This window comes from Halomonas sp. DP5Y7-2, assembly GCF_019802025.1.
GTDB classification, from domain to species: Bacteria; Pseudomonadota; Gammaproteobacteria; order Pseudomonadales; family Halomonadaceae; genus Halomonas; species Halomonas litopenaei_A.
This window is the reverse complement of sequence record NZ_JAHVHY010000002.1, coordinates 79141-96576: the sequence shown is the minus strand read 5'-3', so window position 1 is coordinate 96576 and position 17436 is coordinate 79141. Positions and strand designations below refer to the sequence as shown.

Sequence of the window (17436 nt, the reverse complement as noted above, 5' to 3'; positions counted from 1 at the left end):
AGATAGGGCTGAGAGATAGGGCCGAGAGACAGTGGTACGAGACATAAGCGTGATCATGATCTGTATCGGCCAGGGTCTGTTCGATACAAGGGCTGCTCGACACAGGGCCTGATCGATCGGGACACAGGCCTGGGGTGGTCGCGCCGTAGACGGCGCGCCACCTCGTCACTGACGTTACTCCATCTCGACGCTCTGGGGTAGCCGGCGACCCAACCGCAACAATAGTGCTCCCATCTCCGAGGTGAGCCAATCCTGCTCCTGCGGTGCCTGCTGCAACGCGTCGCGCAAGCTGTGAGCGTCGCGGCTGATGTCGGCACTGTCGCTGTCCTCGGCTAGGTGTCCAAGCGCCTCGCAGGCGGCCTTGCACCAGCGCTGCTGCTGGGTATCTGCGTAGGCATCCAGAGCAACGACCACCTGGTGCAGGCGATCCTGTGGTCCTCTGCCAGGGGGCAGTTGCCAGCCTTGGGTGAGGGCGGTGCCGCGTGCGGCCTTGCTCGAGTCCGAAGGCCGCAGCGGCACGCTTTCAGCGAAGCCCTCGGCCAGTTCGAGCAGGCGCGACGCCTCACCCTGCTTGAGTTCGAGCTCCAGCTCACGAATGACGCAGCAGGCCTCGCCCACCTCGATGGAGCCCTCGTCGAGGGCGACTTCGATCTGGCTGCCATCGCTGTCTACCCACCACAGCTGGCGCTGGAAGTTGGTGGTGAAGCGAGGCCTCAGGCGCGACAGCAGCACATCGATATCGACGTCATCGGCCAGCGCCTGAAAGGGCGGCAAGTCACGCAGACCGTCGAGGTCCAGCTGGTCGCCGTCTACCTGCCACTCCCACTCGCCACGGGTGGACAAGCCGGAGCTGCCCTGGCCACTGGTTTTCAAGGTCTGCAGCCACTGGTCGCCGATCTTCCTGAGCCGGAGGGCGACGCGTGCCTTTTTCAGGTCATCTTCAGGGGTGTCGAAGTAGGTATTGATCAGCGTCTTGCGCTGGCTGTCGGCGCCGGCCAGGCGAGGGTGGCGGCGCAGCGCGTCGGGGCCATGCTGTCCGAGGGCGAGCTTTAGTTCGATTTCATGGCTCATAGTGGTGTCCTGGCGTGCCAAAGGGAATATGGACCGGGTCAAGATTGCGTGGTGATGACGGTAACTTTTCCATGACGTGACAGTTTGGGGTCACTATACTGTCGCCGCCATTTCTCCAGTGTCCGTGACTCCCTATGGTGACATCAAATCCGTTTTCGGCGATGTTTGGCCGCTCCCCGTTTCAACCGCTGCTGGCCCACATCGAAAAGGCCCACGACTGCTCTGCTGAGCTGTTGCCGTTCTTCGAGGCAACGCTGCAGGGTGACTGGGATGCTGCCGCCGCGCACCGCGAAGTGATCACTCGACTCGAGCATGAGGCCGACTCGCTCAAGACCGAGCTGCGTCTCAACTTGCCCAATACCCTTTTCTTGCCGGTATCTCGCTCTGACCTGCTCGATCTGGTCAGCGTGCAGGACAAGATCGCCAACAAGACCCGCGATATCACCGGCATCATGCTCGGGCGTCAGATGCAGGTGCCCGACTCCCTGGCGACGCCGATGCGCGAGTACATCGCCACATCGGTCGACTGTGTCGCCCAGGCACGCCAGGCCCTGGAAGAACTCAAGGACCTGCTCGAGTCCGGCTTCGGCAAGAACGTGACCGAGCTGATGCAGAAGCTGATTCGTGATCTGCACGCGCTGGAACAACGTGCCGACGAGCAGCAGATCGCCATTCGCCGACAGCTGTTTGTCCTCGAGAAGGACCTGCCGCCGGTTGACGTGATGTTCCTCTATCAGATCATCGAATGGATCGGTGAAGTGTCGGACCGCGCCGAGCGGGTCGGCAGTCGCCTCCAGATCATGACGGCGAATTGAAGACCGTCGCCCCGACAGGCCGCGCCAACGCGGCCTGACGTCATTCAGAGTTTCCTCAGTCAGCAATCAAGGGATCTTCTCCCATGTCGATCATTGCCCAGCACGGTGACATCTTCATCCTACTGGCCTGCGTGTTTGGTTTCTTCATGGCCTGGGGTGTCGGCGCCAATGACGTCGCCAACGCCATGGGGACCTCGGTAGGGTCTCGGGCGGTCACCATCAAACAGGCGATCATCATCGCCGTCATCTTCGAATTCCTCGGCGCCTGGCTGGCCGGTGGCCAGGTCACGGAAACGATCCGCAAAGGCATCATCAATCCGGCGCTGCTCGAAAACGACCCACAACTCCTGGTCTACGGCATGCTGGCTTCGCTGCTGGCGGCAGGGACCTGGCTGTTGATCGCCTCGATGAAGGGCTGGCCGGTGTCCACCACCCACTCCATCGTCGGCGCGATTGTCGGTTTTGCCCTGGCCGGCCTTGGTATCGAGGCCGTCGGTTGGAGCAAGGTCGGCCAGATCGCCGCCAGCTGGATCGTGTCCCCGCTGCTGGCGGGTTCCATTGGCTTCATGCTGTTCAAATCGGTCCAGCGCCTGGTCTTCGAGGCCGACGATCCGTTCGTCGCGGCCAAGCGCTACGTGCCCATGTACGTGTTCCTGGTCGGCTTCATCGTCGCCATGGTGACCTTGACCAAGGGCCTCAAGCATGTGGGTCTGCACCTGGCGCCCTTCGAGAGCCTGCTGATTGCCTTGGCCTTTGGTGTGGCGCTGGCGGGTCTGGGTGTCTGGCGTGAGCGCAGCATCGATCGCAGCCAGCGCAAGACCGATGCCTTCGGCTTTGAAGGGGTCGAGCGAGTCTTCGGCGTACTGATGATCTTTACCGCCTGTGCCATGGCGTTTGCCCATGGCTCCAACGACGTGGCCAACGCCGTGGGCCCGCTGGCGGCGGTCATCAGCGTGGTGCATGAGCACGGCAGCATTCAAGGGGCGTCGGCTGTGCCCTGGTGGGTGCTGGTGCTCGGCGGCGGGGGTATCGTCGTCGGCCTGGTGACCTATGGCCACAAGGTCATCGCCACCGTGGGGACCGGGATCACCGAACTGACGCCGAGCCGTGGCTTCGCCGCGACCCTGGCCGCCGCCACCACGGTGGTGCTGGCATCGGGCACCGGTCTGCCGATCTCGACCACCCATACGCTGGTAGGTGCGGTGCTTGGTGTGGGACTGGCACGCGGTCTGGCCGCGCTCAACCTGCGCGTCATCGGCACCATCGTGATGTCTTGGCTGATCACGCTGCCGGCGGGTGCGGGTCTCGCTATCATGTTCTTCTTCATGTTCAAGGGCATCTTCAACTGATCTCGGTGTCTGCCCTGTTTATCGACGGCGCCTGCGGGCGCCGTCGTCGTTTGCGACCCTGGGCGCGCAGGTGTGGAGCGCCAGCAGGCTCTGATATAGTGATGACTCCATCATTCCCCTCGTCCGCTGCAGCAGGTTCGGTCCTTGACTACCTCTTTCTCCTTCGTTGACTGGTTTCGCCACTCATCCCCCTACATCAATGCCCACCGAGGCCGAACCTTTGTGGTGCTGGTCGAAGGGGAGGCGATGGCAGCCGGCCGAGGCGAGTCCCTGATCCAGGATCTGGCACTGCTGCATACCCTGGGGGTCAAGCTGGTGGTGGTCTTTGGCATTCGTCACCAGGTGCACGCCGTGCTCGACAGTGAGGGCATCGTTCCGGTGCGCCACCAGGCACGTTGGGTGGCCGACGACACCATCATGGCTCGGGTGGAGCGTGTCGCCGCCGAGCAGCGCCTGTGGCTGGAAGCACGGCTGTCGCTGGGGCTGCCCAATACGCCGCTGCATGGCATCGAGCTGACGACCGTGTCCGGCAATCTGGTCATGGCCAAGCCGCTGGGCGTGCGTGACGGTGTCGACTTTCAGCGCTCCGGCGAGGTGCGCCGGGTGCGTTCTGGTGCGGTGCGAGCCTTGCTCGACCAGCAGTCGCTGGTGTTGTTGCCACCGCTTGGCTTCTCCAGCACCGGCGAAGTGTTTGACCTGGATGCGGCGGAAGTCGCCCAGCAGGTCGCTGTGGCGCTCAAGGCCGACAAGCTGATCCTGCTGGGGCAATCTGACGGCCTGTGCGATGAGGGCGGGCAGCTGTTACGCCAGCTCACCCCTGCCCAGGCGCGCCCGCTGTTGGCCGAGGCTGATCCGGCGGAAGAGCGCTCGCGGCATCTGGAGGCCGCCTGCGAGGCGGCCACCCATGGGGTGGCGCGCACCCATCTGCTGTCCTGGCGTGATGCGGATGCATTGCTGGCCGAGCTGTTCACCCGTGATGGTGTCGGCACCATGATCACCGAGCATCGCTATGAGCAGCTCCGAGCGGCCGAGATCGATGATATCGGTGGGTTGCTCGAGCTGCTGGAGCCCCTCGAGAAGCGCGGTATGCTGGTGCCACGTTCCCGCGAGCGACTGGAGCATGAAATTGATGACTACCTGGTCATCGAGCGGGATGGCATGGTGATCGGTTGCGCCGCACTGCACCGTTTCACTGACGCAAGCGTCGCCGAGCTGGCCTGCGTGGCGGTGCATCCTGACTATCGCAGTGGGGCCAGGGGGGAGCGCCTGCTGGCGGAGATCGAGCGTCTGGCTCGGCGGCAGGGGATTCAGCGTCTGTTCGCACTGACGACGCATACGGCCCACTGGTTTCTGGAGCATGGTTTCGTGCCATCGGCGCTGGACGAGCTCCCACCGCTCAGGCGCGATGCCTACAATCATGCGCGGCAGTCCAAGGTTCTCTGCAAGGGGTTATAGCCTAGGCAAGCTCTGGGTGAGTAGCTGACCGGCACGATGATCGCCGTGCGTGCATTCGCGGGGAGATTGACCGTCGGCACCGACAAGCGCTGTTGGTCAGCCCGGTTTATCCGCCCTAGCGACAAGCCCTGTTGTTGGTAGGGAGTCTCAGAAAAGATGCGGCGTCTCCAATAGGAGACGCCGCATCTTTTTGTTTTTCCTGGTTTTCTGAAAAAACCCTGAAATTGCGTCGGCAAACAGAGACGTTTTTGGTCGTGGGCGACATGTCGATCGACGCTGATTGAGCTTACAGCACAGTTTGGTGGCGTTTCGTATTTTTTATCTTGTTGATATTAATGACTTTTATGTTTTTTTGGCACAGCTTTCGCTATGTATTTAACGAGCGGGGAGGACTAGCCGGATAGCCGTCTATTTCTCCGAGGTTGGCACAGAATCACTGCCCTGTGCGTCTATGTCGATCTCTGCGTCTGCTCCGCGTGATGTGCGACACGCTATGTGAAACACAAGGTTGCGATGAGACGGTACCGGCCTTGTTGGCATGGACAGGTATCGTGAAGAGCAAGGATGCTCTGGCAAGGATGCCGACCCCTTCGGGGGAGTATGTTGCTCCGGCGCTGCGGCGACGGGGCCAGAACGAGGCGGGATGGGAGACCATCCGCTGAACACCGTCAGGTCCCTGGTGACGACGGCGGTGTTCTGGCTTCGGGCCTTCGGGCCAACGGAAAACCGTTCAATGGGCGGACCAGGCCATCGATTGATCTGTTTTTCGACCCTTCAGTTCCCTGCGTATTCGGGCCGGCTCAGCCGGCCCCTTTTTTTTCGCAAGCGATGCCGAATGAGAGGTTGACGCGGGGCGAGTGGCCTAACTCTGGTATCCTTCTGGATGGATTGATGGACGCTTCATTCACCTTCCTTCACAGAACTCTGGTCATGACCACTGCCGCTACGCGCCGTTGGCGCCCCCGTTCGTTGTTGCAACTGGTATTGCTGGCCTTTGTGGTGGTGATGCTGCCGCTTGGTGTACTGATGTACCAGGCAGGCCAGGCGCTGTCCGAATTGTCGCGCCTGGCCGAAGTCAGCGCTCGTCAAGCGGTGTCGGAGACACGGCGTGCCCGCACCTTGGGCTCCCTGGCGGTGGAGATGGAGCGTGGGGCGCGCCAGTACGCCGTGGTTCAGGAAGAGAGTCTGCTCGACATCTACGCCGAGAGGGTGGCGGAATTCCGCCAGTTGCTGGCGCGCCAGCGCCTGCTGCTGCCTGAGGATCCCGACATCCTGGCACTGGAACGGCTGTTGAATCAGCTGGCGACCCTGCCCGAGAAGGAGCAGGACGCCTTTATCGGTTCGCTGGACACCTTTGTCCCCTTTTCCCGACACGTCGAAGGCATGCGCCAGGCCACCAACCTGCGCATCGATCAGCGCCTGGATGCCATACGCGAAAGGGCCGAGCAGGTGCAGCAGCGGCTGTGGTGGCAGACGGGGGCGCTGGTGTCATCCAGCCTGCTGTTGATGCTGCTGTTCACGCGGCTGATCATTCGCCCGGTGCGTCAGTTGGAGCGGCGTATTCTCGGCATCGGCAGTGGTCATCAGGATCGTCTCGCTGGTCGCGTTCAGGGTCCCGCGGAGCTGGTCGCCCTGGGTGAGCGTCTGGACTGGCTGACCCACCGCCTTGAAGAGCTCGAAGCGCAGAAGCAGCAGTTCCTGCGGCATATGTCCCACGAGTTGAAGACGCCGCTGGCCAGTGTGCGAGAGGGCTCCGCCCTGCTGTCTGATGGGGTGGCAGGTGAGCTCAGCCCACGTCAGCGAGAAGTGCTGGAGTTGATCGACGCCAGTGGCGCCGAGCTTCAACGGCTGATCGAGCAGCTGCTGGACTATAATTTGCTGCAGCATCACCGCAGTGCCTCCATCGAGCGCATCGACATGGCGACCGTGGCGCGAGAGGTGCTGGCCAAGCACAGGCTCAGCCTGCAATCGAAGGACATGCAGGTCGAGGTGTTTTCCGGTCCGCTGCAGTGGAACGCCGATCACCAGGCCACCGCCAGACTGCTGGATAACCTGGTATCCAATGCGGTGGCATATGGAGAAGACGGCGGCAAGCTGCTTATTCGTGCTCGGACCCGCCAGGACCGCCTGGAACTTGAGGTGGCCAATACCGGCGATCCGATCGCAGAGCAGGATCGCGAGCATCTGTTCGAGGCCTTCTATCAGGGCCGGGCTCGCCGCAAGGGCGCCCTCAAGGGCTCCGGGATTGGCCTGTCGGTGGCGGCAGACTGCGCACGGCTGCAAAATGGCCGGCTCGAACTGGTCGACGATCCAGACTGGCCGGTGTGCTTTCGCCTGAGTCTGCCCGTGGCGCCGCCACAGGGTCGCGGTAGCGACCCCTATAACGATACAAGGCCCGCATTGACGGGCCAGCACGCAAGGAACCTGACGCTATGACCTCTAGGGGTGTGACCCTGACACCCCGGCGCTCGCGATATCGCGCCGCCGGCCCCGCTGCTGTTGTCGCCCTGTTGGCGCTGCTCAGCGGCTGTGAGTACCTGCCTATCGAGCCTGGTGGCGTGACCGCACCCAAGGTCGAAACGCTCGACCTGAGCGCATGCCATGCCGATATTCCCACCTTCGCTGAGTCAGAGTGCATGCTGACGGACTGGGTCGCCTTTGGGCTTGCCTCCCAGCGGGGGGACCGCGAGTGGCGCAATACCATGCTGGCCCTGCTGGAGGGACACGCGCCGGAACAACGCCTTGGCCGTGCCGTGGTGCTTGCCTGGGGCAGCGAGGCGCAGTGGAACCAGGCCTCCGAATTGTACAAGGCCGACCTCAGCATGGCCCCCAGCGAATTGCAGCCGCTGATGCGCTACTGGCTTAACGAGCTGGAGGGTCGCCGTGCCCTCAGCCAGCGGGCCGGACGTCGCCATGGCGAGCTATCGCGACTGCGTGAGGAGAATCAGGCGCTGGCGGACAAGCTGGACGCGCTGACCAAAATCGAACAGAACATCAATCTGCGCCAACAGACGGAATGAAACCTGTGGAGACGGCGATATGAAGCAAGTCGCAGCAACCCTGAGTGCCAAGACGAGTGCCCATGTACTGCTGGTTGACGATGATGTCAGCCTGCTGAAACTTCTTGGCATGCGCCTGGAAAGCCGCGGCTATCGCGTTACCACTGCCGAGAGCGGTCGCGAGGCGCTCAAGCGACTGGAGGAAGGGCGCCCGGATCTGGTGTTGTCGGATTTGCGCATGGATGAAATGGACGGCATGGCGCTGTTTCAGGAAATTCAGCGGCGCATGCCGGGGCTTCCGGTGATCATCCTCACCGCCCATGGGTCGATTCCGGATGCGGTCAGCGCCACTCGCCAGGGTGTGTTCAGCTTCCTGACCAAGCCGGTGGACCGTGAAGAGCTGTTCGGTGCCATTGACGATGCATTGTCGAACACCGCCAGCGGTGTCGAAGGTGATGACAGCTGGCGCGAGGCCATCATTACCCGCAGTCCCGAGATGGAGCGGATCCTCGAGCAGGCCAGGATGGTGGCAGGCTCCGACGTCAGCGTATTGGTCACCGGACCTTCTGGCTCCGGCAAGGAGCTGTTGGCCAACGCGATTCACAAGGCCAGCGCGCGGGCCGACAAGCCTTTCATTGCGATCAACTGCGGTGCCTTGCCGGAACAACTGCTGGAAAGCGAGCTGTTCGGCCACGCCAAGGGCGCCTTTACGGGCGCCATCAGCGAACATGGTGGCCTGTTCCAGGCGGCAGATGGCGGCACCCTGTTCCTGGACGAAATCGGGGACATGCCCCTGGCGATACAGGTCAAGCTGCTGCGCGTGCTGCAGGAGCGTCAGGTACGGCCAGTGGGCTCCACCACGTCAGTACCGGTGGATGTGCGGGTGCTGTCAGCGACCCACCGCGATCTCGACCAGGCCATGCACGAAGGCGAGTTTCGTGAAGACCTCTACTATCGACTGAACGTGGTCAATCTGAAGCTGCCGGCGCTCAAGGATCGCGCCGAGGATGTGCCGCTGCTGGTGAAGCACCTGGTTGCCCAGGCGGCGTCGCGCCACAAGCCGTTCGTCAAGGGCTTCTCGCCGGAAGCGCTCAATCTGCTGGCAACCTGCGCCTGGCCTGGCAACGTGCGTCAGCTGGTCAACGTGGTGGAACAGTGCGTGGCGCTGTCCAGTGCGCCAATGATTCCCGAAGCCTTGGTGGCCCAGGCGTTGGCGGCGGAAGACAATGCCATGCCGACCTTCAACGACGCGAGGGCAGGCTTTGAGCGTAGCTATCTGGTCAAGGTGCTGAAGATCACCGAAGGCAATGTGACACAGGCGGCACGCATCGCAGGCCGCAACCGCACCGACTTCTACAAGCTGCTGTCCCGTCACGAGCTGGAACCCGCATCGTTCAAGCCGGGAATGGCCGATCAGGCGCGCTAGCCAGGCGTAGGAGCGCCAGCCGGCGACGGCTTCCGCAGTCAGTCGGGCTCCGTCGCCAGAAGCCGTTGTCAGTCCCCGTTGTCAGGATTCGCCGCCATTCTCCATGGCCAAGACCCATGATCAGGAGCCGGCAGGATCGATGACGGTGGGGGAGCGCTCGCTGGCCGGGGCGGTATCGATCACCTCGAGATGCAGGACCCCCTCCTGCAGGCGAGCCTGCAGGTGCTCCCCTGGGTGCGTCTGGCTCGCCTGGGTCAGCGCCTCACCCCGTGGATTGGTCAGGATGCTGTAACCACGAGCCAGCACGGCCAGTGGGCTGACAGCCTGCAGCTCGCGCACAGTGGCGCTCAGTCGCTGGCGCTGTCGCGTCAGCTGCTGGTGCTGGGCAGCCACAAGCCGTCGCTTCAGATCGGTCAGCTGTTTGTGATGCTCCGCCAGAGCCCGTTGTGGAGAGCGTAGCGCCAGGCGCCGGGTCAGATCGAGGTAGCGTTGCTGCTCGCCGTTCATCCTCCCGGCCATGGCCCGCGCCATGCGTGAGCGCAGCTGGTCGAGTGTCTGGCGCTGGCGCACGATGGCCTCCCCGGGATGGCGTAGCCGCGCCCGCAGGTGATCCAGTCGCTGTCCTTCCCGCTGCAAGTGGCGTAACTGGGCGCCCTTGAGTCTCCCTTCGAGTTGCCTGAGTTGGCTGACCAGCTCCTGTTTCGATGGCACCAGCCGTTCGGCCGCGGCTGAGGGCGTCGGCGCGCTGGCATCCGCCGCCAGATCGGACAGGCTCTGGTCGGTTTCATGACCTACCGCTGACATCACCGGCAGACGGGAATGATGAATGGCTCTGGCCAGATGTTCGTCATTGAAGGCCCACAGGTCCTCCAGGCTGCCGCCACCACGGGTGATCAGTACCACGTCTTGTGCGGGATCGAGCGCTGGCTGGCGATTGAGCAGACCAAGGGCGGCAATGATCGCCGGTGCCGCCTCGGCGCCTTGCACCGGCACGGCAATCAACGTCACCGTGGTCAGCGGCCAGCGTTTGCTCAGTACCGCCAGCACGTCGCGCAGGGCGGCTCCCGTGGCAGACGACAGCACCAGCACATGGCGGGGAGGGTAGGCGAGGGGGCGTGCGTTGGTGAAGACGCCCTCGTTGGCCAGGCGGGTCTTGAGCGCCTCGAGTGCCGCCAGAAGCGCCCCAGCGCCCGCGGCCTGGACCGCCTCCACGATCAGCTGATAGTCCCCTCTTGGCTCGAACAACGACACCCTGGCGCGTACTCGAACCAGGTCACCGTCGCGCATGGGCGTAGAGACGAAACGCGCCCGAGTGCGGAACAGCACGGCTTTGACCTGGGCGCGCTCGTCCTTGAGGGTGAAGTAAAGATGGCCCGAGGCCGGCCTGGAGACCCCAGACAGCTCGCCTTCGATCCACTGTTCGCCAAGATCCGCTTCCAGTGCCTGCCGCGCGCGCAGGTTGAGATCGCTGACCGATAGCACGTGCTGGGGGTCGTCCGAAGGATCCAACATGACGGCAATTCCTGAAGGGTGGGGCGTGAACCAGGCCAGTCACAACGACTCCACCAGAAGACAGGCAGTCGGAACAGGCATGGCAGCAGTGAAGCCACAGGGTAGCAGAGGCCAGGTCGCCGCTTCACCAAAGGCGAACTATCTTTACTCTCAGTGTGTGATAGCAGCGTTTGCACAACGTTGAGCGATGGCGGAAGTGGGAGCCGTAGCGAACCGCACCGCGCAGGCGACGTCGTGATGCAGACACACTGACCTGGACACATCGTGACGCGGACACAGGGACTAGACACACAGGGACTAGACACACAGGGACTGGACACACAGGGACTGGACACACAGGGACTGGACACACAGGGACTGGACACACAGGGACGAGACATCGTGACGCAGGAGGCCCCATGTCGGGACTGCGCTCGCCCGATATCGGGCCTATCGTCGGACATACCACCGCCCATAGTTGCCGGCTGTGGGTGCGTGGCATCGCCCCCAGCGACGACGGAGTCGATCTTAGCGCCTCGCTGAGAACCGTGGGGCTGGTAGCCGTGGTGGAAGACAACGGGATGCCGTGTCGGCTGTCAGGCAGCCCACCCCGGGCGCATGCTTTCTACTTCCGCCTGCATCGTGAATTCGACCGCACCGGCACCTTCGAGCTGGGTGCCGAGCAGGGCCTTGGCGCAAAGGACGGTGTCGCTCCGCTGGGGCAGCCAGATGGCGTGGTGCCCCTGGCGCCGGACACCCGCTATCGGGTGCGTGTCGCCACCCTGACCCTGGATGACACCACCCCAGACGTCGAGAGTCTCAGCGATAGCGAGATCGTGGCGCGGCTGCCGGATATCGCCGGCATGTCCAACTTGCTGGCCAGCCTGGAGGGCGCTCACTGCGAGGCGGAATTCACGACCTTTCCGGAGCAGCCGTCAGCCCGTCTGGCCTTTCTGTTGGGGTCCTGTCGCTATCCAGGCACGCTATGGAAGACCAAGGAGTCGGACCGCATCTTCGGTCCCATGCAGCAGCACCTGCGCCCCCGAGGAAGCCGAGCGGCAGCGCGCTTCAGCCTGCTGGTCGGTGACCAGATCTACGCCGACCAGTACAGTCGCTACCTGCCGATCGGTCGGGCCGATACCTTCGCGGAGTTCCAGGAGCGCTATCGCACGGCCTTTGGCTCGCCGCTGGCGCGGCGTTTCCTGCGCCAGGCCCCGGTGTACATGATCCTCGACGACCACGAGATCGAGGACAACTGGCATCGCGACCGGCTGAGCGCCAAGCGCGAGCTGTTCAACGTCGCCATCGGTGCTTACATGAGCTACCAGTGGTCCCACGGGCCACGCAGCTTCGGTCGCCATCTGCACTATCACTTCGACTGCGGCGGTTATCCCTTCTTCGTCTGCGATACCCGCACCCATCGCACCTACGGGCGAGAGGGGCGGGTGATGGACAATCACCTGCTGGGGCGGCCCAGTATCGACCCCCTGCACCCCTCTCAGCTTGATCTGTTGCTGCAATGGCTGAGCGACCAGCAGGCGCGGTGGGGAGCGGTCCCCAAGTTCATCGTGACCTCCACGGTGTTTGCCCCCAGCCCGTTGGACGAGCGACTGGACCCCAGCCTAGATGGCCACGACGACCAGGCGGCGGCGGACCTGGCGCGCACCAACCTGTCACGCCGAGCCGACAGCGACAGCTGGTCCGGCTTTCCAACGACCCGCAAGGCCTTGATCGAGCACATCGTCACCGCCGGTATCGACAACGTGATCTTTCTCAGCGGCGACGTTCACTGCGCCAATATTGCTGAGATGCATGTTGAAGAAGAGGGAGGCGGCGGCGGGCAGCGGCTCTACGACATTACCTCCTCGGCCCTGTACTGGCCGTTCTTCTGGGCCGATGGAGACCCCAACGGCTTCGTGCACGACTCCCGGGTGGCGGGTCAGCGCGATGGCTTCCCGCTGTTCAACGGTGCCATGACCTTGCACTACCGGGCATACGGCTTCTATCAGCAGGAGAACTTCTGCCGCCTCGAGGTGGATCGCCAGCGCCATCGGCTGAGGGTGAGGGTGCTGGACAGGGACGGTCACGAGGTAAAGGTAGCGGGACCGAATGGCCAGACCGTGGCCTATAACGACCTCGAGCTGAGTCCCTGGTAGCCGATGACCGTTGGCAGTTGAGGCGAGCCGGGGGAGCAACCATCGTGGCAGGGAGGTGCGTGTGAACAGAATCACCATGGCGCCAGGCTTGACCTTCGAGGAGAGCATGTCCGGCCACTTCTCGCTGGATAGCCAGATGCCCGAGCGCGGTGAGCGGTTGGGACATCGCGAAGGCACCGAGCTTGCGCTGCACGCCAAGATCCAGATCGACGACATGAATGCCTTTCTGGCCGACGAGCATCACCACGGCAAGCTGGGTGGCGTGGTTGACTTTGCCCCCCTGGGGCTGGGGCTGGTCATTCTGGAAGGCGATTTTCAGCTTTTTTCCCAGGGGCCCGGAGCCGGGCGTCAGATGGTCTACGATGCGTTGCTGGAATACGGCCACAGGCGACTCTTTCTGCATGGCGTCAAGCGCGTACACGATGATCCTGGGCCCGATCTGTGGAGAGACACCACGACGCTGTATACCACCTTGCATGAAGGTGTCAGCGACACCGCTGACATCATAGGGGCGGGGGTACTCCACCTGGGGGTAGCGGAGCTGATGGCCATGCTCGGGACATTGACGCCCAGCGGTCGGGGGGACCTGGCGACGGTCGCGGACTTTGGTCGCTTCTTCTTCGGTGAACTGTGGCACCTGTATGCCCCCTGGGTGATCCGCCGGGAGTCCGACGCATGAGCTACGACGCGATTGTGGTGGGCTCCGGATTTGGTGGCGCAGTGGCGGCCTGTCGTCTGGCCGAGGCTGGCCAGCGGGTGCTGGTGCTGGAACGAGGACGGCGTTGGGAGCGCGAGGACTTCCCGCGGGGGCCTGACGATGACTGGTGCTTCGACGTTGAAGAACCGCGGGGCCGCCATGGCTGGCTCGACCTGCGCTTTTTTCCGCGCATGGCGGTGGCCCAGGGGGCGGGGGTCGGCGGTGGCTCTCTGGTCTACGCCAATGTCTCGGTGCCTGCCCAGCCGTTTGCCTTCGACAGCGGCTGGCCGGAGGCCATCAGCTACAGCGAACTTGCGCCCTACCAGGAGCGCGTCGGGCAAATGCTGGAGGTCTGTGAAGTGCCCTCGGCTCAGGTCAGCGAGCGCCACAAGCTGCTGAAGCAGGCGGCGGAGGCCAGCGGGCACCCTGAACGCTTCCGCTCGCTGCCCTTGGCGGTGCGCTTTGACCCGGACTGGCATTACCGGCTGGAAGAGCCGCATCATCGTCGGCACAGTCGGCAGAGCCTCAATGCCTACGGCAAGTCCCAGGGGACCTGCATCCACTGCGGTTACTGCGATATCGGCTGTCCTGTGGGAGCGCGCAATACCCTGGACCTCAACTATCTGGCCAGGGCAGAGCAACTTGGCTGCGATATTCGCCCGCTGAGCCTGGTCCGCTCGCTGGTGCCAGAGGGCGATGGCTACCGGGTCACCTTTCAGCATCTCGAGGGCGCACCAACCATCCGCCACGAGCGGGCCGAACGGGTGATCCTGGCGGCGGGCTCGCTGGGTTCCACCGAGCTTTTGCTGCGGGCCCGCGACCAGTACCGCACCTTGCCGGAACTGTCGCCCCTGTTGGGCCATCGCTGGTGCGCCAATGGCGACTTCCTGACGCCCGCGATGTATCCGAATCGGCGTATCGATCCCTGTCGCGGCCCGACCATCAGTGCGGCCATCGACTTTCTGGACGGTATCGACCAGGGCCGGCGCTACCTTGTCGAGGAGGGCGGCTACCCGGACCTCATAGGCCATGCGCTGTCGCGGCTGCTGGCCCATTCCTCTGTCGCCGGCATGCTGCGAAGCGGCTGGCGTGCGGTGTTGGCGGAAGCGCTCAAGCACAACGACCCGGATCGTTGCCTGATGCCGTGGTTCGGCCAGGGCGTGGATGTTGCCGATGGCGTGCTGCGGCTCTCGCGCCGTTGGCTGGAGCGAGAGCCCGCACTGTCGCTGGATTACCGCGTGGATGCGTCACGCTCGGTGGTTCAGGCCCTGTGCGATCGACACAAGCAGTTGAGTGAGCTCACCGGAGGCGTCGCTATCGAGCCACCCAGCTGGCGCCTGTTGGATTACCTGGTGACGCCTCACCCCCTGGGAGGCTGCCCCATGGGCGAGAACCGTTGGGACGGGGTGGTCGACCACGCCGGCGAGGTATTCGGATATCCGCGGCTGTACGTGCTCGACGGTGCCATCGTGCCGCGCGCGCTGGGACTGAACCCATCACGCACCATCGCTGCCCTGGCCGAACGTGCCATGGCGCGGATGTTGGCCTGAGAAGACATTGCTGCCTGGGCAGGATGAGGCTCTTCGGTGGCGGCAGGGTCGATGATAGAGAGGTGACCCCATGGTCCGGGAAATCGCACTGCACACCCTGGAAGGCGTGACCGATGCCGAGATCAGCCAGCATGGCTTCTGTACCGGTGACGGCCTGGGGCTGTCGTTGCTGCGTTTTGTCCGTAGTCGCGGTTCCAGTTCCTGCGCCAAAGGGCGCCGGGCGGTCATGATCGTGCATGGGCTGACGACATCAAGCGACATGTTTATCCAGCCCGAACACCGCAACCTGGTGAGCTTTCTGCTGGACGAAGGGATCGACGAGGTGTGGACGCTGGATTTCCGCATGAGCAACCGCCACCCCTACAACCTGCAGCCCAGCCGCTATTCCATGGATGACTGCGCGGTGTATGACATACCGGCAGCGGTAGCGGCGATTCGTCGCCTGACCGGCGATCCCGCCGGGGATGCGCTGCAGCTGCATGTCATCGCTCATTGCCTTGGGTCGATGAGTGTCGCCATGGCCCTGTTCGGCGGCACCATCCGGGGGATTCGCTCCTGCGTGCTCAACAGTGTGGCGTTGACGCCCCACGTGCCACGCTGGTCGATGGTCAAGGGCCACGTGTTTCCCTTTATCGTTGAGCGCATCCTGCAGCAGCCTTATGTCAGCCCGCGCTGGAGCGACGACCCTCGCCTGACCCTGGGCAAGCTGCTGTCGAAGGGCGTCTCGCTGTTTCACCGGGAGTGCGACGTGCCTGCCTGCCATATGCTGTCGCTGATGTGGGGCACCGGCTGGCCGGCGCTATATCACCATCACAACCTGGACGAGCGCACCCACCGGCGAGGTGGAGACCTGTATGGCCCGGTAGGGCTCAACTATCACCGTCACGTCATGAAGATGCTGCGCCGAGGGCATCGCACCGTGAGAATGCGCAAGGCGCCCGAGTATGACGTCTTGCCCGATGACTACCTGGTCGCCGCAGAGCGCATCGAGACGCCATGCCTGCTGCTTACCGGCCGCGATAACCGAGTCTTCAGCGACAGCAATCTGCACTGCCACCGCGCACTGGAGAAGGCGGCGCCTGGTCGCCATCGCCTGGACATTGTCGAGGGCTATGGCCACCAGGATGTGTTCATGGGGGCGCGGGTCGACCGAGACGTGTTCCCGCGCTTGATGGACTTCATCAGCGCCAACGCATGAGCCGCAGGCGGCGAGGGACAAAGCCTAGCGCTTGAGTCGCCGGTGGGCCCATGTCACCAGCGGCGGCAGGGCGATCAGCAGCACGGTGATGCGCAATAGATGGTGGGAGGTGACGAACGCCGGCTCGATGTTGAGCGATAGTGCCACCAGGCTCAGCTCTGGCGCGCCACCCGGCATGTAGGCCAGCAGGGCCGCGGCGACGGACATGCCGGTCAGGGCCTGGCCGACCCAGGCGGCGATGACCGCCAGAATCACCAGAATCAGTGCCTGCACCACGGCCAGCCCCAGATGCCTGGCCATCTCCGACAGCGCGACCCCGACGAAGCGCACGCCGACCGAGGTGCCGATGACGACCTGGGCCAGGGCGATCAACGCAGGCGGAAGCACCGCGTGGGTCATGCCCGAGAAGTGCAGTATCGACGACACCAGGGCGGGGCCGAACAGCAGGGCGTTGGGCAGGCGCAGGACCTTGCCTACCAGTGCGCCCAGCGCCGCCGCTGCCACCAGCCACGCGGTTCCGCTCAGGGTGGGTAGTTCACTCCAGCGGGTGGGCCCGTTGCTGGCGCCGGCCAGATCTACATGGCCCATGATGGTGAGGATAGGAGGAATCGCCAGCAGCAGCACCAGGATACGCACGGCGTGGGTGATTCCCACCGCCTTGAGATCCGCGCCGGACTCATGGGCCATCATCAGCAGCGCCGACAGTCCACCAGGGGCTCCAGCATATAAGGCCGTGTCCAGCGAGTGCCCCGCCACCTTGTAGCTGAAGGCGACCGCGACCACCATCATCACCGCCGTGGCGGCGAGCATGATGGCGGCACTGGCCAGCCAGGCAGAGAGATTGCCTGAAAGCTCCGGGGTGAAGGCCGAACCCAGCATGACGCCGATCACCACCAGAACCCCCTTGCGCAGGCGCCCGGGGGAACCCAGTTTGATGCCGGTCAGGCTGATCAGGGTGGTGGTGATCAGCGCCCCCAGCAGCCACGGGAGCGGCAGATCGATGAGGTAGGCCAGGTAGCCGCCCACCGAGCCCAGGGCCAGGGTGGGAAGGAATCGCCAGGCGCCGGAGGGAAGAGAAGAGGGAATGGCGGGCATGGCGTCTCCTGGCAGGGCGACCGGCAGTGGGTCGTGGGTAAGTAACGATATCGGGGATAGTGGTCGACCGGTTCAGATGGCCGTCGATGTGGGTCGTGGTTAAACGGCGCGCGGCGCCATCAGGCGCCGCGCAG

General features: G+C 63.9%; 13 protein-coding genes. 10 read left to right on the top strand and 3 right to left on the bottom strand.

What is annotated here, in order from left to right; genetic code table 11:
* Positions 1-174 precede the first annotated feature (174 nt).
* Positions 175-1071 (bottom strand): inorganic triphosphatase, encoded by an 897-nt coding sequence (locus tag KUW18_RS03040; RefSeq protein WP_222560800.1) that lies wholly within the window; start codon positions 1069-1071, stop codon positions 175-177.
* A gap of 134 nt (positions 1072-1205) precedes the next feature.
* On the opposite strand from KUW18_RS03040, the gene KUW18_RS03035 reads away from it, so the two are divergent.
* The 6 genes from KUW18_RS03035 (at position 1206) to glrR (ending at position 9115) form a co-directional block, all read left to right on the top strand.
* On the top strand, positions 1206-1886 hold the full coding sequence (locus tag KUW18_RS03035) for a TIGR00153 family protein (protein WP_206940136.1): 681 nt from the start codon (positions 1206-1208) through the stop codon (positions 1884-1886).
* Positions 1887-1969: 83 nt separating this feature from the next.
* Complete coding sequence (locus tag KUW18_RS03030; protein WP_206940134.1) at positions 1970-3235, top strand: inorganic phosphate transporter; 1266 nt, start codon at positions 1970-1972, stop codon at positions 3233-3235.
* Between the two features lie 144 nt (positions 3236-3379).
* Positions 3380-4690 carry an amino-acid N-acetyltransferase gene (gene argA / locus KUW18_RS03025; RefSeq protein WP_206940132.1) on the top strand — a complete coding sequence of 437 codons (1311 nt, stop codon included), beginning with the start codon at positions 3380-3382 and terminating at the stop codon, positions 4688-4690.
* Positions 4691-5620: 930 nt separating this feature from the next.
* Positions 5621-7126: a sensor histidine kinase gene (locus tag KUW18_RS03020; protein ID WP_206940130.1), complete on the top strand. Its 1506-nt coding sequence runs from the start codon at positions 5621-5623 to the stop codon at positions 7124-7126.
* Positions 7123-7710 (top strand): hypothetical protein, encoded by a 588-nt coding sequence (locus tag KUW18_RS03015; RefSeq protein WP_261389557.1) that lies wholly within the window; start codon positions 7123-7125, stop codon positions 7708-7710. The genes KUW18_RS03020 and KUW18_RS03015 overlap by 4 nt, the downstream gene beginning before the upstream one ends.
* A gap of 19 nt (positions 7711-7729) precedes the next feature.
* Complete coding sequence (gene glrR / locus KUW18_RS03010; protein ID WP_222161611.1) at positions 7730-9115, top strand: two-component system response regulator GlrR; 1386 nt, start codon at positions 7730-7732, stop codon at positions 9113-9115.
* A 120-nt stretch (positions 9116-9235) separates the two neighbouring features.
* Here glrR and xseA read toward each other — a convergent pair whose 3' ends face one another.
* Complete coding sequence (gene xseA, locus KUW18_RS03005; protein ID WP_222560799.1) at positions 9236-10627, bottom strand: exodeoxyribonuclease VII large subunit; 1392 nt, start codon at positions 10625-10627, stop codon at positions 9236-9238.
* 398 nt (positions 10628-11025) lie between these two features.
* Between xseA and KUW18_RS03000 the strand changes: the two genes are divergently transcribed.
* The 4 genes from KUW18_RS03000 to KUW18_RS02985 all read left to right on the top strand — a co-directional run bounded on the left by KUW18_RS03000 (position 11026) and on the right by KUW18_RS02985 (position 16207).
* Positions 11026-12762: an alkaline phosphatase D family protein gene (locus KUW18_RS03000; RefSeq protein WP_222560798.1), complete on the top strand. Its 1737-nt coding sequence runs from the start codon at positions 11026-11028 to the stop codon at positions 12760-12762.
* A gap of 61 nt (positions 12763-12823) precedes the next feature.
* Positions 12824-13441 carry a hypothetical protein gene (locus tag KUW18_RS02995; RefSeq protein WP_222237091.1) on the top strand — a complete coding sequence of 206 codons (618 nt, stop codon included), beginning with the start codon at positions 12824-12826 and terminating at the stop codon, positions 13439-13441.
* On the top strand, positions 13438-15009 hold the full coding sequence (locus KUW18_RS02990) for a GMC oxidoreductase (RefSeq protein WP_222560797.1): 1572 nt from the start codon (positions 13438-13440) through the stop codon (positions 15007-15009). The genes KUW18_RS02995 and KUW18_RS02990 overlap by 4 nt, the downstream gene beginning before the upstream one ends.
* Positions 15010-15079: 70 nt before the next feature.
* The gene (locus tag KUW18_RS02985) at positions 15080-16207 is read left to right on the top strand and encodes an alpha/beta fold hydrolase (RefSeq protein WP_222560796.1); all 1128 of its coding nucleotides are present in this window, start codon (positions 15080-15082) and stop codon (positions 16205-16207) included.
* Positions 16208-16231: 24 nt separating this feature from the next.
* Here KUW18_RS02985 and KUW18_RS02980 read toward each other — a convergent pair whose 3' ends face one another.
* Positions 16232-17302 (bottom strand): AbrB family transcriptional regulator, encoded by a 1071-nt coding sequence (locus KUW18_RS02980; RefSeq protein ID WP_222560795.1) that lies wholly within the window; start codon positions 17300-17302, stop codon positions 16232-16234.
* Positions 17303-17436 lie beyond the last annotated feature (134 nt).

What these genes read in the sequence shown, in the direction of transcription:
- KUW18_RS03040 (WP_222560800.1), bottom strand. Translation starts at nt 1,071, where the DNA reads ATGAGCCATGAAATCGAACTAAAGCTCGCCCTCGGACAGCATGGCCCC.
- KUW18_RS03035 (WP_206940136.1), top strand. Translation starts at nt 1,206, where the DNA reads ATGGTGACATCAAATCCGTTTTCGGCGATGTTTGGCCGCTCCCCGTTT.
- KUW18_RS03030 (WP_206940134.1), top strand. Translation starts at nt 1,970, where the DNA reads ATGTCGATCATTGCCCAGCACGGTGACATCTTCATCCTACTGGCCTGC.
- KUW18_RS03020 (WP_206940130.1), top strand. Translation starts at nt 5,621, where the DNA reads ATGACCACTGCCGCTACGCGCCGTTGGCGCCCCCGTTCGTTGTTGCAA.
- KUW18_RS03015 (WP_261389557.1), top strand. Translation starts at nt 7,123, where the DNA reads ATGACCTCTAGGGGTGTGACCCTGACACCCCGGCGCTCGCGATATCGC.
- glrR (WP_222161611.1), top strand. Translation starts at nt 7,730, where the DNA reads ATGAAGCAAGTCGCAGCAACCCTGAGTGCCAAGACGAGTGCCCATGTA.
- xseA (WP_222560799.1), bottom strand. Translation starts at nt 10,627, where the DNA reads ATGTTGGATCCTTCGGACGACCCCCAGCACGTGCTATCGGTCAGCGAT.
- KUW18_RS03000 (WP_222560798.1), top strand. Translation starts at nt 11,026, where the DNA reads ATGTCGGGACTGCGCTCGCCCGATATCGGGCCTATCGTCGGACATACC.
- KUW18_RS02990 (WP_222560797.1), top strand. Translation starts at nt 13,438, where the DNA reads ATGAGCTACGACGCGATTGTGGTGGGCTCCGGATTTGGTGGCGCAGTG.
- KUW18_RS02985 (WP_222560796.1), top strand. Translation starts at nt 15,080, where the DNA reads ATGGTCCGGGAAATCGCACTGCACACCCTGGAAGGCGTGACCGATGCC.
- KUW18_RS02980 (WP_222560795.1), bottom strand. Translation starts at nt 17,302, where the DNA reads ATGCCCGCCATTCCCTCTTCTCTTCCCTCCGGCGCCTGGCGATTCCTT.